The organism is Priestia sp. SB1 (genome assembly GCF_038898415.1).
Genome location: NZ_JBBJSS010000010.1, coordinates 123,542 through 142,418, shown reverse-complemented (window position 1 = coordinate 142,418; position 18,877 = coordinate 123,542). Strand labels below are relative to the sequence as shown.

The 18,877-nt window shown below is 35.4% G+C and carries 16 protein-coding genes; 5 read left to right on the top strand and 11 right to left on the bottom strand.

What is annotated here, in order from left to right; genetic code table 11:
- Window positions 1-122 precede the first annotated feature (122 nt).
- Both WKH56_RS30175 and WKH56_RS30170 read right to left on the bottom strand, forming a co-directional pair.
- Window positions 123-1,013, bottom strand: coding sequence for a prephenate dehydrogenase/arogenate dehydrogenase family protein (locus tag WKH56_RS30175; RefSeq protein WP_063247193.1), 891 nt, complete (start codon window positions 1,011-1,013; stop codon window positions 123-125).
- 20 nt (window positions 1,014-1,033) lie between these two features.
- Complete coding sequence (locus tag WKH56_RS30170) at window positions 1,034-1,714, bottom strand: S-adenosylmethionine--2-demethylmenaquinone methyltransferase (RefSeq protein WP_048019338.1); 681 nt, start codon at window positions 1,712-1,714, stop codon at window positions 1,034-1,036.
- Between the two features lie 436 nt (window positions 1,715-2,150).
- Here WKH56_RS30170 and WKH56_RS30165 point away from each other — a divergent pair, with 436 nt between their 5' ends.
- Window positions 2,151-3,002 carry a MurR/RpiR family transcriptional regulator gene (locus WKH56_RS30165; protein ID WP_048019337.1) on the top strand — a complete coding sequence of 284 codons (852 nt, stop codon included), beginning with the start codon at window positions 2,151-2,153 and terminating at the stop codon, window positions 3,000-3,002.
- Window positions 3,003-3,728: 726 nt separating this feature from the next.
- Entirely contained in the window at window positions 3,729-5,027 is a 1,299-nt protein-coding gene (locus WKH56_RS30160) for a CitMHS family transporter (protein WP_221832241.1), read from the top strand.
- 264 nt (window positions 5,028-5,291) lie between these two features.
- Here WKH56_RS30160 and WKH56_RS30155 read toward each other — a convergent pair whose 3' ends face one another.
- The 6 genes from WKH56_RS30155 to WKH56_RS30130 form a co-directional block, all read right to left on the bottom strand.
- Window positions 5,292-5,759, bottom strand: coding sequence for a hypothetical protein (locus WKH56_RS30155; protein ID WP_310884041.1), 468 nt, complete (start codon window positions 5,757-5,759; stop codon window positions 5,292-5,294).
- 99 nt (window positions 5,760-5,858) lie between these two features.
- Window positions 5,859-7,304 (bottom strand): DHA2 family efflux MFS transporter permease subunit, encoded by a 1,446-nt coding sequence (locus WKH56_RS30150; RefSeq protein ID WP_168761136.1) that lies wholly within the window; start codon window positions 7,302-7,304, stop codon window positions 5,859-5,861.
- A gap of 113 nt (window positions 7,305-7,417) precedes the next feature.
- Complete coding sequence (locus WKH56_RS30145; protein ID WP_157774343.1) at window positions 7,418-7,576, bottom strand: hypothetical protein; 159 nt, start codon at window positions 7,574-7,576, stop codon at window positions 7,418-7,420.
- Between the two features lie 200 nt (window positions 7,577-7,776).
- Window positions 7,777-8,283: a DinB family protein gene (locus tag WKH56_RS30140; protein WP_221832225.1), complete on the bottom strand. Its 507-nt coding sequence runs from the start codon at window positions 8,281-8,283 to the stop codon at window positions 7,777-7,779.
- Window positions 8,284-8,484: 201 nt separating this feature from the next.
- Window positions 8,485-10,182 carry an MFS transporter gene (locus WKH56_RS30135; RefSeq protein ID WP_342837258.1) on the bottom strand — a complete coding sequence of 566 codons (1,698 nt, stop codon included), beginning with the start codon at window positions 10,180-10,182 and terminating at the stop codon, window positions 8,485-8,487.
- Window positions 10,183-10,250: 68 nt separating this feature from the next.
- Window positions 10,251-10,883 (bottom strand): TetR/AcrR family transcriptional regulator, encoded by a 633-nt coding sequence (locus WKH56_RS30130; protein ID WP_048019331.1) that lies wholly within the window; start codon window positions 10,881-10,883, stop codon window positions 10,251-10,253.
- Between the two features lie 290 nt (window positions 10,884-11,173).
- On the opposite strand from WKH56_RS30130, the gene WKH56_RS30125 reads away from it, so the two are divergent.
- Entirely contained in the window at window positions 11,174-11,368 is a 195-nt protein-coding gene (locus WKH56_RS30125; RefSeq protein ID WP_028414863.1) for a hypothetical protein, read from the top strand.
- Window positions 11,369-11,567: 199 nt separating this feature from the next.
- Here WKH56_RS30125 and WKH56_RS30120 read toward each other — a convergent pair whose 3' ends face one another.
- From WKH56_RS30120 to WKH56_RS30110, 3 genes are all read right to left on the bottom strand, one after another.
- The gene (locus WKH56_RS30120) at window positions 11,568-11,765 is read right to left on the bottom strand and encodes a ChaB family protein (protein WP_033580050.1); all 198 of its coding nucleotides are present in this window, start codon (window positions 11,763-11,765) and stop codon (window positions 11,568-11,570) included.
- Window positions 11,766-12,282: 517 nt separating this feature from the next.
- Window positions 12,283-13,635, bottom strand: a complete 1,353-nt coding sequence (locus tag WKH56_RS30115) for a sensor histidine kinase (RefSeq protein ID WP_221832222.1) — start codon at window positions 13,633-13,635, stop codon at window positions 12,283-12,285.
- On the bottom strand, window positions 13,613-14,332 hold the full coding sequence (locus WKH56_RS30110; RefSeq protein ID WP_048019328.1) for a response regulator transcription factor: 720 nt from the start codon (window positions 14,330-14,332) through the stop codon (window positions 13,613-13,615). The genes WKH56_RS30115 and WKH56_RS30110 overlap by 23 nt, the downstream gene beginning before the upstream one ends.
- 600 nt (window positions 14,333-14,932) lie before the next feature.
- Between WKH56_RS30110 and WKH56_RS30105 the strand changes: the two genes are divergently transcribed.
- Together WKH56_RS30105 and WKH56_RS30100 are read left to right on the top strand one after the other, a co-directional pair.
- The gene (locus tag WKH56_RS30105) at window positions 14,933-18,052 is read left to right on the top strand and encodes an efflux RND transporter permease subunit (RefSeq protein WP_310884042.1); all 3,120 of its coding nucleotides are present in this window, start codon (window positions 14,933-14,935) and stop codon (window positions 18,050-18,052) included.
- A 184-nt stretch (window positions 18,053-18,236) separates the two neighbouring features.
- A complete protein-coding gene (locus WKH56_RS30100) occupies window positions 18,237-18,830 on the top strand; it encodes a hypothetical protein (RefSeq protein ID WP_048019326.1) in 594 nt (197 codons plus the stop codon).
- The last annotated feature ends 47 nt before the right edge of the window (window positions 18,831-18,877 follow it).

Sequence of the window (18,877 nt, the reverse complement as noted above, 5' to 3'; positions counted from 1 at the left end):
GTTATACCTGTAGACTTATTTGGAATGAACCCCTTTTCTAACCAAATAGAACCGCTTTGAAAATTCCATGTTCCCAAGTAAATCTCCCCGTCTCTTACTATTGATATAATAGATTAGTTTATTTAATTGTTTACAGCAGCATCTTCTTTACATGCTTTGATAACATCCAACCAATGATCTGGCTTTTGTCCTTTAAACTTTTCTTTTAAATTAAATGAAGCCAATGTTTCTAACTTACTTTTTGCCGCTCTAGACATAACAGAATTTAAATTAGAGGCCTCTAGCATTTGAATAGAGCCGTCTAACTCAATTGATCTTCTTAATGCATGTATAGAGGTTCCAGTTACCAATCGGTTCATTGTTTCTCTAAAGCTCTTACTATCTAAAGTTTCACTAATAGAATCTAAGACTAATTGTTCTACGTTAAATTCATGAGAAGCTTCTAATAACTCTAGATAAAGAGCAACTACACCTTTCATATAAATGCTGCGAATTAGCTTTACAGCAGAGGCATCACCAGGTTTTTCACTTACTTTAGTTATGTCCATACTGTACGGAGTCATTAAAGAAATCAGTCGATCTACACCATTACCACTTGCTGAAATAGGAACCTTATGTTTATAAACTGGCAGGGGACCTAGCATTGCGGCATCCACAAAGAATGCATTCTTCTCTTGTATATTTATATCAATTTTTTGTTTTACGATGGGAGTGGAAGCTGATACATCTACATAGATACAACCTTTCTTTATAAATGGTTTTAGCATCTCACTAACTTCAAGTGCTTTATCTGCGGGTACTGCTACTATTACTATATCTACTTGTTTTAGAACTTCTTCGGGTCTATAAAGAAGTTCTACTTGAGCTTGAGCAGCTCGTTCTTTAATTTGTGGACCATATGTAGGATGGTCTATCATAACATCATGAGCAAAAATGGTTTCTAAACCTTCGCCTTTTAAGCCAACTGATAACTCAAAGGCCGCCTCTCCAAATCCAATAAAACCTAATTTCACTTTAAAGCTCTCCCTTCTGTTTATAATCCATATGCTTTCATCTGTTCTCTTAACCATGAAGGCTGAATGTTACCTCCAGATTCACCTTGCAGACGCGCTCTTTCAAATGCTTCGATCGTTTCTAAACGTGTTTTCTCATACTCTAGTTTTTTTTCCGCTTTAAAAAGAACCTCTTCAATCTTTTCTTTTGGAACTACAACAACTCCGTCATCATCACCTATAATTAGATCTCCTGGAATAACAGCTACGCCTCCACAAGAAATAGGTTTATGTAACTCACCTGGACCATCTTTAAGAGGACCATTCGGAATAAATCCTTTTGAGAAAATAGGATATCCTGATTGACTAAGGGTCTCTTTGTCCCGAACTGCCCCATCTATAATAATCCCCTCAAGTCCAATAGCTTTAGCTGCAGCTGCCATTAATTCTCCAAGGTAAGCATTTGCCGTATGCCCCTTTCCATCTACAACTAGTACATATCCTTCTGTACCATCATAGATTGCCTGATGAAGAAATAAGTTATCTCCAGGTCTTAAACTTACAGTTAGAGCGGTTCCAACTACCTTCATTCCTGTAGATACAGGCTTAATTTTATAATCCATTGAACCTGTACACCCCATTGCATCGGATATAAGAGTTGTATTAAGAAGGTTTGCTCTCTTAATAATGTCTTCAGATAATACTGGTGCTAAATTACTCACTGATATACACTCCTCTTCGATTTTAATATATTCTAATCAATGCTCTACTCAGGATAACGCTTACAAAATTAAATTAATAAAATTAGATATTGCCCCCCTATTCGCAGAATATCTACAGTTTATTTGCTGCATTTTTGAAAAAGATAGAAAAACGTCGTAAAAAATAAATAAAGTAATAAAAATTACTACATTTTTTATTTAAGTAATATTTATTACTATAATCTTAAATGTATCTTATCACCGGTTCCTAATAAAGTAAATCTATTTTTATAAATAAAGCACAGGAAAAACATATCCTAAGCTTTATTGCTTAGAAGAAACATTTTTACATAAAAAAGTAAACATGCTAAAATTCAAGTAAGTATTGTGATAAATACTTTTTATATGCTTAAAAAAATAAAATTTACAATATAATCTGTTTAATTGGAGCGAAGGTATGGAAAATCCAATATTAAAATTAAAAGATAATATCTCACAACTAACAGAAACTCAACGGAGAGTAGCAGACTATATCCTTAAAAATCCTGTCGATGTAGCTTTTTTAACGGTTGATCAATTGGCTTTGACAGTAAAAACTAGTACGACCACGATAATGAGATTAGCTTTTAGTCTAGGCTATTCTGGATATGCAGAGTTTCAAAAAGGACTTCAGGAGCTTTTACGTAACAATGCTGCTCCTCAAATCAGATTAGAAACAAATTTGAAGGGCTTAGATGAGAGTGATTTGTGGATGCGATGTGCAGAAAGTCAATTCAATAACATTCAATCAACAGTAGAAATGATTTCTACAGAGAGCCTAAATAAAGCGTTAGAAATGATTGTCTCTGCAGACCGAATATTTTGTACAAGCGTTAGAAGTGGTTTACCCGTGGCACAGCATCTATCTTTTGGGCTTAATCGACTACTCGGAAACTGTGAGCTAATTGTCTCTGACTTAAGTGATTGGGTGGATAAAGGAATTACTTTAACTTCCAAAGATTTAGTTATTGCAACCTCCTTTCCAAGGTACGCTAGAAGAACTGTTGAGTTTGTAACAGCTGCCAAAAGTAACGATGCCAAGGTCATTTCAATTACCGACAGTTATTCTTCTCCTTTAGTTAAGTACTCAGATTTAGTACTGACTTGTAGCTCGAGTAGTATCGCTTTTCATAATTCACCTATAGCGTCGCTACTTGTGGCTGATTATCTTGTAAGTGCGATAGCTATAAATTATCCAGAAAAGACAAAGGATCGTCTCGATAAAATCACTTCAATCCTTACAAAAATTAATTATCATTACACTGATTAAATTTACGAATGTGGTAAAAGCATGAAATATCGAATGTATAAAATAATTCGATATTTTATGTTTTTACCATTTTTTTATTTTTTCAGTTAAGTCTAATACTTCCCTTTCACTTTTCATTTCTATAAAAAAACATTTACTTTTCATTAGAAGCCATGATAGTATACTTTTAAATAGTCACAATTATTACAACAATTAAATAAAAAGTAATAATTATTACTTCAAACGATGGGTTGTAATAATGAATATAGTTAGTTCTGTAAAATCATTTTTAGATATCATCCGGAGATATCTGACTGCTCCCCTACTAAGATATTACAAAGTGACTATAAGTTTATTAATCCTAACACTGGTATTTTGCTTGTTAACACGCAAATGATGAGAGCACTACCTTTGGTTCTAAGCAATCATCAACAAAAGGTTTTAGTAAAGGAGTGATTAGTTCAAGAAACACGAGAATAGAAAATAATCTATTAATGATTCTATATATACAGTGGGCTTATGGGGGATTTCACGCCAGATTTTTTGTAAACCCTTACATTCGTTCTGATAACAGGTTTTAAACCAATAATATGTAAAAAAATCCAATTCATTTCTACTAATGAATGATTGTGAAAAGCAGCTTTATAATAAAGAATGATAGTTAGATAGTTTCATGAGAATTTAAAAAGTATGACATTAAAGATAAACAAGAGGGAAAATGAAGGAAAGTTCTAGAGGGGGTATAATATGTTAACATTTTTAGGTTTTTCGATGATTGTAGTATTTATGTATTTAATCATGAGTAAGCGTTTGTCTGCCTTCAGTGCATTAACAGTGGTTCCTATTGTTTTTGCTTTATTGGGCGGCTTCACTGATTTAGGACCAATGATGATGAAGGGTCTTGAAACCATTGCTCCGACAGCAATTATGATTATCTTTGCCATTCTCTATTTCGGGGTGTTAATTGATACAGGATTATTTGATCCTTTAGTAGCGAAGATTATAAAGATGGTTGGCGGTGATCCTCTAAAAATTGTAATGGGTACTGCAGTACTTTCTTTAATAGTTGCTTTAGATGGTGACGGTACCATTACATATCTAATTGTAGTAACTGCATTTCTCCCACTATACAATCGATTAGGTATGAATAAACTTATTCTAGCCTGTATTCCTGCGTTAGCAATGGGTATTATGAATTTGACTCCCTGGGGTGGTCCTGCTGTGCAAGCTACGGCTGCTGTAAAAGCAGATGTAACAGACTTACTATTACCACTTATTCCTTCTATGTTTGCAGGAACTATCTGGATTTTAGGGGTTTCTTATTTCCTTGGACGACGCGAGCGTAAAAGACTTGGAGTTATCAATATAGATACAGAATTTAATAATGAAATTGCTGCAGCTCTTGATGTAGGAATGGATGCATCAATAAAGCGTCCAAAATTATTTTGGTTTAACTTAGCTTTAACACTTTTACTTCTTATTGCTTTAGTTCTAGGGTTCTTACCATTACCAGCTTTGTTTATGATTGGATTTGCTATCGTGATGATTGTTAATTACCCAAATTTACAAGATCAAAAGGAACGCTTGCATGCTCATGCAGGAAATATATTAACGGTGGTTTCCATGATATTTGCTGCAGGTATATTTACTGGAATTATAGATGGAACAGGTATTGTTAAAGCTATGGCGGATACTTTAATAGCCGTTATTCCTGATGCTCTTGGCCCAAAATTAACAGTAATTGTTGCCCTTATAAGTATGCCATTCACATTTTTTATGGCAAATGCTCCCTTCTATTTCGGGATTATTCCTATTATGTCTGAAACGGCTGCTCACTTTGGCATCCCTCCACTAGAAATTGGTCAAGCTTCTTTACTAGGGCAACCCTTGCATCTATTAAGTCCACTTCAAGGTTCTATCTATGTCTTAGTAGGACTCCTTGGCATTGATATAGGCGACCATATTCGCTTTGCTGCCAAGTATGCCATTGGAACAGCGTTAGTTATGACGATTGTGGCTGTATTATTTGGAATACTATCTACATGAATGATTTATGGGAACATAAAAAAGAGAGAGCTGATTCTTCAAAACAGCTCTCTTCTATATATTTAACTTTAAATTACATTAAAGATTGAAATATAACATAAGCAAATCACTAATCAATCATGACTGATACAGTATCTCCGTTTGTCAATTTGATCTCAACAATTTGGACATCAAATTCATGTTCAATTGCTTGAATAATAAGGGGATGTCTATATCCACGAAATTTAAAAATGGTGCCTACGTAATCCCACTTAAGGTTTTAAATCAACTCCATCTTTTCACCTTTTCAAATAAATACTGCACTCCATATAACAAATATGCTTTGTAATGAAGGTAGATAAAAAATTGAAAATGACTTAATCGGTTTAGACTTACAATTTTCAACCTTTTAAGAACATCAATAAAGTAAAAAGCAAAGATTCCATCAGCTATAATATTCAATAATATAAACTTCTTAAAGTTTCCATACGAAGATTTAAGCAGCCACATTGAAAGTGGCATATAAGGCCCAATGCTAAAAGGAAGTTCATCTTTTATAAACGAATCTTTTTTGTCATAAAACCTCCACCACTTCCTCTGATGCCCATACAAATGATTAATAATTTCTAAGATAATAATAAAAATTTCAGCTACTGAATAACGTCTTATGCTGCGTTTTCCTATAAACAACAATGACAACCACGGAATCGCTATTATAGATAGATTAAATCCTAAGTGTTTCCTTGATATCATAAGTGAACTCACCTCAATGTACTTTATCTAGTTCTTCTTATAGTGTCCGCCTATTACAAAAAAAAACACAAACCATCTATAATGGTCTGTGTTTTTTTATTAATGCGCCTTCTGTTCAACATTGACTCTCTTGATAAAGAACGAGATAACCAATCCAACAATTGAAACAATAATCGCAAAGACGAACGCATGTTGAACACCGTTGGTAAAGGCAAGAACTTGGTTTAATGGATCCATTTTATCTGATACCGTCTCAAGGAAGCTCCTTGAACCTGATGACAGAATCGAGATTCCAACAGCTGTTCCAATTGCGCCAGAAACCTGCTGCAAGGTGTTCATAATCGCTGTTCCATGCGGGTACAGCTCCGGTGGAAGCTGGTTTAACCCGTTTGTTTGAGCCGGCATCATAATCATCGAAATGGCGATCATAAGTGCAATGTGCAACCCAACGATAAACCCTGTTGACGTTTCCAGCGTTACGGTTGAGAAACCATACATGGTGCCGGCTACAATCACAAGACCAGGGATAACTAACCATTTAGGACCAAAACGGTCGAATAATCCCCCCATAACCGGTGAAAGAATTCCGTTAATCACTCCTCCAGGAAGAAGCATTAGGCCAGCGGTAAAGGTTGATAAAGCTAGTGATGTTTGTAAGTATAAAGGTAAAATCATCATCGCAGACAGCAGTACCATCATGCAGACTAGAATTAATAAAAGGCCAATTGTGAACATTGGATACTTAAAGGCTTTAAGGTCTAACATTGGTTCTTTCATCTTCGTTTGGCGAATAGAAAACGCAACTAACGCAATAGTTCCAATCACAAGAGTTAGAATAACCTGTAGACTTCCCCAGCCCCCGCCTTCTCCGGCACTGCTAAATCCGAATACGATTCCTCCAAAACCTATTGTTGAAAGAACAACAGAAATCATATCGATTTTTGGCTTTGTTGGTGTGGTAACGTTCTGCATAAAGAAAGCTCCAAACACTAAAGCAGCAAATAACAGTGGAAGTGAAATCCAAAAAATCCAGTGCCACGTTAATGTTTTTAAAATTAAGCCTGATACAGTTGGTCCAACAGCTGGCGCAAACATTATAACAAGGCCGATGATCCCCATTGACTTTCCACGTTTATGCGGCGGGATAATAACAAGAATTGTGTTAAACATAAGCGGTAACAGTAAAGCAGTGCCCACCGCTTGCACGACACGGGCAATCATCAGTACCCCAAACGTTGGTGCAATAGCGGCAATAAATGTTCCAACGATGGAGCAAATTAGAGATGCTATAAAAAGCTGTCTGGTCGTAAAGCGCTGAAGAATAAAACCTGAAATAGGTACCAAAATTCCTAACGTTAACAGATACCCTGTTGTCAGCCACTGTGCGGTTGTTTCGTGAATACCAAAGCCTGAAATTAGCTCCTTTAACGCCATATTTAAGGCTGTTTCACTAAATAAACCAATAAACCCGGCAATAAGAAACGACGTAATAATCGGCAGCACTTTGATGTTAGAGCTTTCGGCTGCTGTTTGTTGATTACTCATATTAAATTGTCTTCCTCTCTTTTACGTACTCTTTTTGGTGAATTTTTTCTATCTCAATGATAAGTTGATTAGCAGACAAACGATACATACCGATATAAAGATTAGTAATAAGTTTAAGACATTGTGCTGATTAAGCTTTTTCCTTCTCTTCTCTTTTGACCGGATTGCTTTTTGTCTTCTAAATTCGTTTCTTTCCACAGATACCTCTCTCTCCATTTCATTTCTAAATTACGTATGTAAACTGTTTCCCATTTATGTATATGCTTTTTCAATAAGCAAGATAGAACTAAAAAATGAAAAGAGGAAAGGCACATATTTATACCATTCCCCTGCACAAAGGAAAAATGAATTTCCACTTTGTATCCAGGAATATTGTAACACAGCTATAAGCACTGTTTCTATCTAAAATATACTAAATAATGATATCTATATACCTATGAATAACTAATAGTTCTGAACAGAATGATTGAATTCAGTGTCTCCATTTTAAGATATGTTCATTTTCCGTTTGAAGCAGCTTCGTCATACAAACGATTTGTCCCGTATGATAGGCATAATGTTCAACGGCATATAAGATAACACTTAAGCATGACTGTACTTTACTTGGTTCTGGAATTAAGGTACTTGTTGTAGAGGGCATTTGTATGGATTTTTCTAAATCGTTAAAATCAAAATTCCCGATAACTTCTTTACTTTGTTGTCGTGTAAGGATTAAATTTTCTATCAGCTGATCAGCGTTCATTACTCTGTTGTCAGTAAACTCTTTAGATCGCTGTCTAATAAAAGGCTTACCACCAATTATGCTGGCGATAAATGCATATTCGCTGCCGGCAAGATGTAAACACAAGTTTCCAATACTATTCGTTTCTTGACGGAACTTTTTCCAAATGTCATCATCTTCTAGTCTACTAATACAAGTTTGAATTATATTCAATTGTGTATCAAGGGATTCAATACTTTCTTTTATGAAGGAATTCATCTAGGTTCTCCTATTGGGTTTTTATTCTATTTTATAAATAATTATACATATATCCACCTATATTTGCACTGTATTTTTTGTATTAGTTATTAATTTACATAAAACATACCTGTAAAGCGTACATGTAGAAATGAAAAGAGCAAACTCCCTTGCACGTGAGTTTGCTCTTTCTCTTCTTCATTCAAATTTCTTAAGTTTAACTTATTGTCCTATATCCTTCATCCTTTTAAGAGCTTTTCTATATTCTTGATCTCTCATATGCAGCATTTTATCAGGAGAAGGTTTAGGCTGGCCAAACTTTTTCAAAGCTTCTCTATACTCGCTGTCACCAATGACTCCATTCGAAACAATCTCTTTAGACGAACGCTCAAAAACGGGAGTAGCTTTTTTACTGTGAACCTCTTCGGTACTCAGTTTTTCTTTATTTTTTTCTTTATCATGCGGCTTATGAGCCAGCTTGTGTCCTTTACCTGTTAGAAACATCAAAAACGAGAGAATGAATACCACAATGCTCAATACACACGAAAACGTAGAAAAGGTATGATACGTAATGATTTCAGATTTTACATGTAGAGACTGAGTAAAATTTCCTTTACTAGCAACCTGGCTCTCTGCACTTACCGTCGCAAGGTTATCTTTATACACCTTTGCAAAAACAATACTGCTGATTACAGGAATGACTGCAGATACTGTAACTCTTATAAATTGAACCGTGACCATTCGAGGGACTAAACTTGGTAGTGGTCCGCCTAAAGCAGCACCCATAAGACCTGCAGCGACTGTGAATCCTACTCCTGTGATTAAAGCAGCGAAGTTACTAACAAAGAGAAAAGCTGAAGCATGACCGTCCACATACATCCACTGTATGTTTACTCCCATAATAATGACGGCTCCTATAATACCTAATACGCCCGGCCCGACTTTATCATATAATACGGCACTTAATATGGCCGCAATTACTATCCCTGCAAAAAGTCCGATATAGATCAGTGACATCTCTCCTTTATCAAAACCAGATCCACTTTTAAGCAATCCTTGTAGAGATAAAAGAGTGAGACTCATACTAATATTTCCTATAACAGCGATTAAGATAGCGAGAGCTGGTTTTCGAGAAGCCACTAATCGAAAGGGAATTAAAGGATTTTTAATATGCCATTCTGCTATAAATAAAAAACATAAAAAAATGATGCTTCCTACTATGCCTATCCATACATAAGTAGATGCCCATCCTGATTTTTGGAGATTAAGTAATGTAAACGTAATAAATGCAGTAACCATAAACATTAACGCTACACCGATGATGTCAAATGGTGCATGATGTTTTTGCTGTTGCTTGGCATGATCATTTGTTAAAAATTTGTAGCTAAAACCTATTCCCAGTAAGGAAAGTACGGCCGCTATATAAAATAACCATCTCCAGTGTCCGTAGCTGTTCACTAACATTCCGAGAAAAATACCCACAACGCTAGATCCATAAAACCCGCCAATAAGAATCAGTAATGCCAAGTTCCGTTTCTGAATCGGAAAAGAAAGAACCAGCATTGGAATCATCAGCATAAGTGCTAAACCCGTTCCTGTCCCTTGTAAAAAACGACCAATTCCCATTCCTAAAAAGCTGTTAGAAGCAATACTTACGATAGCTCCTATAAGAAACAAACACATCGAAAGAACATAATTCCTTCTCTCCCCTAACTTGTGTCGCAGGATAGGTCCAAACGGAATACAAAATGCAAAGCTTATAACCCCTATTAAAACCGGTGTTATTGAAATATAAGATTGATTGTGAAACGTTTGTTGGAGAATTTCACGTATAGAATTTAATGACGTGTTTAACATTAAACCAGGACCAATAGCTAAAACTGCCAGTAAGGAAATCCCCCAGTGTTTTTCTATTTTCATACCACAATTCCTTTCTGCCTTTCATGATTGTAAAATATCTTTATTTGAACAAACTAAAAAATAAAGCTTCAGTAAGGAAGCTTTATTTTATTTTCTAAACCTGCCACTCGAATTGGCCCTAGAAGTGTTAAACGGGTTAATTTTTCAGCCATAAATGCAGGGCTAAATTTCATATCGCTTTCTAACCAAGAACAAATGACACCTATATGAGCTGATGTGATATAGCTAATGAGGATATCTTTAGGAATATCCAGTCCATCCTCTGCTTCTCCAATTGAAGAGATTAGCTCTCCGTACACTCTCTTCTTTACAATTTCCGTCATATGACTTCTGAATTGAGGCAATCCTCGGTCACTTAGCATGACTTTAAAATAATCAGCGTGTTCGTAGATGAATTCAAAAAGCTTTAAAAAAGAAACAGACTCATCTTTTTCTTCTACTTCTGAGGAAGCCTCGTTATTTTGTTTAGGCTTTACCTGCTCTATTAGTTCTTCTAAAACTTCATTCATGATCTGAACAAGAAAGTCTTGCTTATCTTGATAGCGTAAATAAAATGTTCCTCGCGTTAATTCCGCTTTTTCCGTAATTTCTTGAATCGTAATGGACGTGACATCTTTCTCTTTAAGAAGTTCGACTAAAGCGTCTCTTAAGTATTTATTTGTTCTTTTTATCCTAGGATCTACTTTTGTTTTTTTAGACATAGTTGATCTCCTTGTATCACTTTTATTAAGACATACGATGGACTATTTAAACTATCCTGTATCATCAGCATATATTCTATACATAATGTAAACTAATGAACATCATGTATATTAATTCTCACAAAGTATTGCCAATCTGTCAATATCAAAAATGGGTGCAGAACAAATCATTTCGTTGTTAGACACCGGTGGTGTGAACTCAAGAGTGAAATCTTTTGTAAAAACGTTCAAAAGAAATGGTATTAGAAATGAGGTAATAGTAAAAATTGATATTATGGAGGTGTTTTCTTATGAAAAAGTTTGAAGTAACGTTTCATTTAATCAATGGTGAAATCAGTCATATAGTTGAAACTAAATCACTTATTCGTGCAAAGAACTACATACAATATAGATTTGAAGATAAAAGTAAAGTATTAGACTTAGCAAATGACTTAGTACTCGTTAAAAGCAGCGTTCAATACTTTACCGTAGCTGAAAAAGAATAAGTAATGATATAAACAGGGTATGAATTGCTTGTTACACCGCTGTTAATTTCCATGCAAGGCTTCGCTTTTCGCAGGCGGCAAGTGAGCCCGCAGGAGTCTTGGCCTCGCTATCCAATTAACGGCTATAAGCACCTACATTCACCCTCATAATAAAAAAGATCCGAACGGTTTATCGTTCGGATCTTCAGCTCTTTTCTAGCTATTTTTTCACCCAGTTGTCATTACTATCCTTTTTGTACTTTGTTTTTACCGCATTCCACGCAACTTTATGCGCCGTAGCTTCTTCTTTGTATTCGTCACTGGCAGAATTAAATGCTTCTTTATAAATTTCCTGAGCATGATGAGGAAGGTTATCTTTTACTCCATCAGGCAGTTCTTTTAATGAATTGTAGGGCATATAGTATTCCTCCTTGAAAACGTCTTTTACTACTAATTTACCTGTTCTTAATGAGTATAAACATTTAATAAACTCTGAAAACGAATATCTTTTAAGCTAATCATATTAACTGTGATTCTCATAATTTTGAAAACCCTTGCTAATTGTAGCAAGGGCTTCTTTTTGATGAGTTTCTTCCATTAACAATATATGGAACTAAAGTATATATCTTTTCAAAAGAGATCCTGAATAAAAACAAAAAATAAAACGCTTTCATTTTTTTATTCTATTAACTCATTTCCTTTGTTACAATGTAATTATAGGGATTATAGCAGAAGGGCAGATGGGACATATGAGTACAAATCTATTGATCATTTTAGGAGTTATATTTCTGACAACAGTTGCTATCACTATTTTAATTAAGATTCCTGAAGAGGAATAAACTACATCATAAAATAAAATCCCCTAGACATTTTTATGGACTAGGGGTATTTGTATATACTTAGTATTAAAAAGTATATACAAAAATTAAGTTTTTTTAGTTCTTAAGAGGGAAAACGACTTTAATTTCTGTTCCTACGTGTTCTCTGCTCTGTATGTGAATTTCCCCTTTATGAAGGTCAACAATATTTTTAGCAATGGCTAATCCCAGGCCACTTCCTCCTGAATCCCGTTTGCGTGCCTTGTCCACTCTATAAAATCGTTCAAAAACATGCGCTTGATCCTCTTCTGGTATCCCAATTCCGTAATCTTTTATTCGAAGAATCCCTTTCTGTTGACCACTTTCTAAAAAGACTTCAATTGCACCCGTACTGTACTTTATGGCGTTATCTAAAAAGATAATGATAACCTGTTTCAGCTTCAATTCATCTCCATTAATGAAGATCGACCGAGAATTTTTATGCAAAACAATAGGCCGATCATAAACTTGCTTAAACTGATTGATAAGAGTTGTACAGAGAGCAACAAGATCAACTGGTTTCATATCAACAGATTCGGCGTCCTCTAATTCAGCTAAACTTAACAATGTTTTAGTTAAACTTTTCATTCTATTTGTTTCTATATAAATCGCCTCAGTTGCTTCTTTGGCTATTTTTTCATCTCGTGTGCCGTGTCTTCTAAGAATCGTAATAAAGCTGCTAATAATAGTTAAAGGTGTTTTTAATTCATGAGAAGCATCGGAAATAAATTGTCTTTGCTTATTTGAATTTTCCTCCAGTTTACCAATCATACGATTAAATGTAGCGGCCATTTTGTACACTTCATCTTTTGTTTCAGTTTGTATGTTAATTTTTTTTAAGGTTCCACTTTGCTCAATATCTTCCATTGTGGAGATCATAGATACAATAGGCTTCATAATGATGGCTGATAACCATCTGCCAGCTAAAAAAGAAAGAAGAACAGAAATAGCCGTGACCGTCCCCATTATGGATAAAATAATGTCTTTGCGGCTTTCTAGCCCAGATAACCGTTCACTTATTTCTAGTGTCCCTACTACTTTTTGATTTTGCTGAATAGGTACATGAACTACTAAGTTTTGATGTTCTTGAAAAGGTCTAAGTTCAAAGTTTTTTTCTGACGAAAAAGCAGGATGAATTTTCTTAACAAGGGTGTTATCATTACTGACCTGATCAATCACTTTAGAGTCGGGTCCTACAATTCGAATAAAAGAGTGAGTAGACATGTACGAATTCAAAAGATTTTTGTCTAATGTTAAGGTGTCGGAAATATGATATTTCTTCAGCATTTCATTCGCGTTTTTTGAAACTAAATGGGCCTCCATATTAACGGTCGTTTTCATAAACAAGAAAAATACAATCGTATTGACTATAAGTAAGCTAGCTAACAGAGAGAGCGTAATAAACAAATTAACTTTGGTAGTGATTTTCATGTTGATCCTTCCTCATCACATAGCCTACTCCTCGAATAGTTTGAATTAAGGGAGATGGATTACCTTCTTCTAGTTTCTTTCTTAAATGTCCGATGTACACATCTACCACGTTAGTTTCTCCTTCATAATCATAGCCCCAAACGGTTAAAAGAATATTCTCCCTGCTTAGTACGATATTTTGATTTTTTAGTAAGTGAACAAGCAAATCATATTCTTTCGGCGTTAATATAATCGCCTTGTTTTTTCTAAGTACATCTCTAGTTTCTAAATTTACAGATAAATCTTCTATAGATAAATGAACATCTTTTTTTTCAGTAACATCCTGAACGATCGCTCTATGACGAAGACTATTACGTACTCTAGCTAAAACTTCTTCTATTTCAAACGGCTTGGTGATGTAATCATTCGCCCCATGATCTAGCCCCATCACTTTATCCAGCGTGGTGTCGCGAGCTGTCAAAAGAATAATGGGCAAGTAGATATCTTTTTTTCTAATTCTTCGAAGAACTTCAATTCCATTTAATCCTGGAAGCATAACGTCTAATAAAATTAAATTAATATTGTTATTCAAGGCGGCTTCTAAGCCGGTTTTCCCTTCGTGTTCCACGATTACTTCGTATCCTTCATGCTCAAGCTCAATTTGAAGGGCCCTCGCAATCATTACTTCGTCTTCAACGATTAAAATGCATTTTTTCATCGATATTCTCCTCTCTCAACTAGACTAAAAAAAACATTTCCTTGAGGAAAGAATGCCCTTTTCTATTTAGCTAACGAACTACATTCATAAAAATAACAAAATATAACCGGAATAATCTATATAAGTAAGATGGAATAAAATCCATAATTCGCCCTTCTTTCCTATACACATGTTTATCTAAAACCGAGTGGATAATCCCACTCTGAATCTAACTGGAGATAGGACATTAAAGAGATCTACTTAGTTTTACTGTAGCACTGATTTTAGAAAACAAAGGCTTTTTCATGAATTTTTAATGTTATCTTTAATGTTTTTTTAATTACAAGCCCTAGACTTAAAGAGTCCTATTTGAAAACGCTTTATGAAACGAATTGTTTTTCTAATCAATAGGTTAAGGAGTTGATAACAAATTTATGTAACAGAAAGGAAAACATAGGTATGCATGAATCGATTAAAGGATTAGTACAATCTAGAGTCTTCATAAGCCTTTTTAACCTTCTAGAGTATTCGCACAATGGAATAAATGAGTGGAAACATCTGATAAGACAGGCTTTAGGAAATTTTTCTGTACAAAGATAATAAAGCAGGAGGAGTAAATATATGCTCAAAAAACTCGTAGAAGGAACTATGCAAAGAGCTATCTTAATGATTGTATGTGTCGTGATTATTTTAGCTTGGGGTGGTATTTCAGCTTTTCAAATGCAACGAGATTATCTTCCAGGCATCAATAATACAACACTTACTGTAAGCATGCGTCTACCTATGTATCAAGCTGAACAAGTAAAACAATTGGTTACAGACAAATTAGAAAGTGCTGCAAGAACGACAGACGGATTACAAGATATTGAAACGAGCTCATATGATGGCGGCTTATTTATGAGTCTCTATTTCCCAATGAATACGGATATGAAGCAAGCAGAAAGCGATGTAAATAAAGCTTTGGCTAACGCTGATATACCGCCAACCATTACATCAACGCCTCTTGTTACAAGAGTTACAACCAGTTCTTTTCCTATACTTACGTATAACTTAACGAGTGATAAGCTGGATGAAAACCAATTGAAATCAACCGTTCAACAAGATATCGTCCAACAATTAAAAACAGTGCCTGGAGTATCTGACGTCTCCACATTTGGCGGGGCAAAAGATGGATATGTTTTGACAGTAGGAATGAAGGATTTAGCGAAAAATAATTTAACGATGGATGACTTGAATAAAGCACTATCTCTATCCGTTCCATCATTACCTAAAGGGATTGTACTGCAAAATCAGCTATCGATTCCCGTTACCTTTGAGGGATGGACGTTAAATGAACAGCAAATGAAAAACATTAAAATTAAAAATGCAGACGGTAATTCCATCCCTCTTTCAGCAGTTGCAAGCATTTCACATGCGTTAAATGATGTAAAAACAGTTGCTAGAATAGATGGTAAACCAAGCGTTCAATTAAATGTCATTAAAACGCCATCTGCCAATATTACAGACGTAGCGAAACATGTAAAAGAACGGGTACATGGACTGCAGCTTGTTAAAGATGGATCTGTGTCATTAACACCGCAGTTGGATCGTGAAAAAGAATTAAACGATTCGTTAAATGGGTTAATTCGAGAGGGCTTACTCGGATGTTTATTCTCCATGGTTTGCGTATTTTTCTTTTTCCGAAACGTGCGATCTACGCTGCTTATAGCCATTTCGCTGCCCATTTCATTGTTAGCAACAGCTGCTATTTTAAAAACAATGGGCATTACGCTTAATATCTTAACCGTTTCAGGACTAATTGTTGCCATGGGACGTATTGTAGATGATTCAATCGTTATCATTGATAATATGTATCGCAGGAGAGAAAAGTCTCAAAATAAAGCGCTGCTGCCACTTTTAAGTGCTTCTGTTCATGAAATGATTCCAGCTATTCTTGGTTCAACACTTACCACTATCGCTGTTTATATTCCAATAGCTTTTGTAGGAGGAATTGTAAGCGCCTCTTATAGCGGGATTGCTTGGTCCGTTGTGATTGCGTTAATCATTTCATTTTTTGTTGCCATGCTGGTGATTCCTACACTTGCCTTTATGGGGTGGAAAGGAGCACCATCAAAGCAGAAAGCTGTTTCTCTTGAACCTATGATGAAGCCCGTTTTGGCATCGGCACTAAAGCATAAGAAACTCGTCGTGCTCATTTCGGCTTTACTTTTTATTTTTGCAGCTTCTTATTCCGCTTTCCTTCCTGTTTCATTTTTGCCAAGTGCCAAAACAGGTCAAGTTGCAATTAAATTAGAATTGCCTCAAGGAAGCACTCTACAACAAGTCGATGCTGAGGTTCAAAAAGTGGAACAAAATCTACAAAAAAATAGCAAAGTAAAGTCTTATTCATCGACGTTTGGTGCAACCAGTACGCCGCAAAGTGATGACGTGTTCGATCAAGGCGGTGGTTTTTTACAAAAACCAAATGTAGCCAATCTTTCAGTAGTATTACAGAATGAGAAAGAAACAGATACAGTGATTACGCAGTTAGCTTCTACTCTTCCTAAGCTTTCGAAAAATGTAGCTTATACCGTAACGAGCCAAAATATTTCTGGTGATGATTCGCAAATGAAGATCATGTTTGCCGGCTCCGACCAGGCTACCTTAGACAGAACAGCTGAAAAAGCACGAAAAGAATTATCTACAATAGATGGCTTAAGTGTAGACGGAAAAATTGATCTAACAAACGGACAACCAAAATACAAAATTACGTTTAACCAGCAGGCTATTATTCAAAAAGGAGTTCAGCTTTCTGACATAATGACCGTGATTAATCGATATATGACACAGACAAAAGACGCAACTCTCGTAGTAAATCATATGAGTCTTCCTGTTGATGTATATGCAGATCAAACGTCTTCTGATCAGCTCAATGTTCAAATGAATACGAGTCCAGAAGATGTGATGAAGTCTCTTGGAAATGAAACGTTCTCGGGCAAAGGCGGAAAAATTGTTAAACTTAATGAGCTAGCATCGATTACAAAAGACCCGACGTCTTCTACTATTAGTGAAAGAAATGGACAACCGTTTTCTTTAGTAACAGCTCAAATTACATCTAATGATATCAGCAAAGTATCTAAACAAGTGGATAAAAAACTTCAAGGTATGAACCTTTCAAATGGTGTAACCTATTCGATGGGAGGTATAACAGAACAAGTAAAAAGCATGATTTTTGACATGTCCGTTGCTGTTGCCTTTTCTATTTTACTCGTGTTGTTAATCACATCAACACTGTTTAAAGGCTGGAGAGCGCCTTTCTCTGTCTTGCTAAGTATCCCGCTTGCATTAAGTGGCGTTGTGATAGCTCTTGTAATTTTTGGAAGCGAATGGAACTTGGCTGCATTGATCGGGGTGCTGATGCTTACAGGAATCGTTGTAACTAATGGGATTGTGTTGATTGATAAAATTGAACGCAACCGTAAAAGTGGAATGGATATACAACAAGCCGTTATTTCTGGCAGTCTCTCTCGAGTTCGCCCAATTTTAATCACGGCTGCTACAACAATCTTAACGCTGTTGCCACTTGCCTTTTCGCATCAAGCAGATACGGTAATTTCTCAAACGTTAGGAATTGTAGTAATTGGAGGAATGATTACATCTACTTGTAATAGCTTCCTAGTGATTCCAATCATTTATCAATGGCTCCATAAAAAGCAGGTAAACAAAGACGTTAATTCGAATAAAGTCACTCAACAAATATAAAAATAAGCGAAGGAACATACAGTGAATTTGTATGTTCCTTTATTTGTCTTCAAAATAGAAGAGGAAACAAGAAAGGTCTGCTTTTATTTCTATCGAAAAATTACATTATGATACATACGTCTTTATAAGGATTTTAATATATAATTAAGACTAAAAAAGAATAATTTCAGAAAGGGGAAAATGTGTGAAACGTAGTCGATTGTTGGTTTTATCGTTAATTAGTAGTTTGTTAGTTATTTCAGTATCGTTATTCCAGTGGGATCTCGTTGATATAATAACGGAATTTTTAATGTTGCCTGTTTGGTTATTTGTCTATGCCTTCTTTATCATCATAACTGTATGGGCATTGATTCACCTTTTTAAAAATAGAAAGTGGCAGCCCGTTGTTATTCAGCTCATCACTATCGCATTATGGTTCTTCTTTCCCTTTACTCAAGTCAACTTGGATTTGAACTTTAAAATCCATCAAGAGAAGAGAGAAGAAGCTGCGGCTAAAATAGAAAATGGCGTGATTAAACCTAACGTCCCCGATAGTCCATCACTTATTCAATTGCCAAAAGAGTATACCCAATTGTCTAAAGGCGGAGGCGACATTGAAGTAGAAACAAAAGGAAAGTCGACATCCATTCTTTTCTTTACGTACCGCGGGATGCTAGACAATTTCTCAGGATTTGTTTATGATCCAAACGATCATAAGCCTTCAAAAAGCGATTTTGACGGAGATTTTAAACAGATAGAAAAAGTACATAAGAACTGGTATTACGTATCTTCTTATTAAAAATAGATCCTACTTAAAAACTGGCCTCCAATCGTTAGACACTGTCT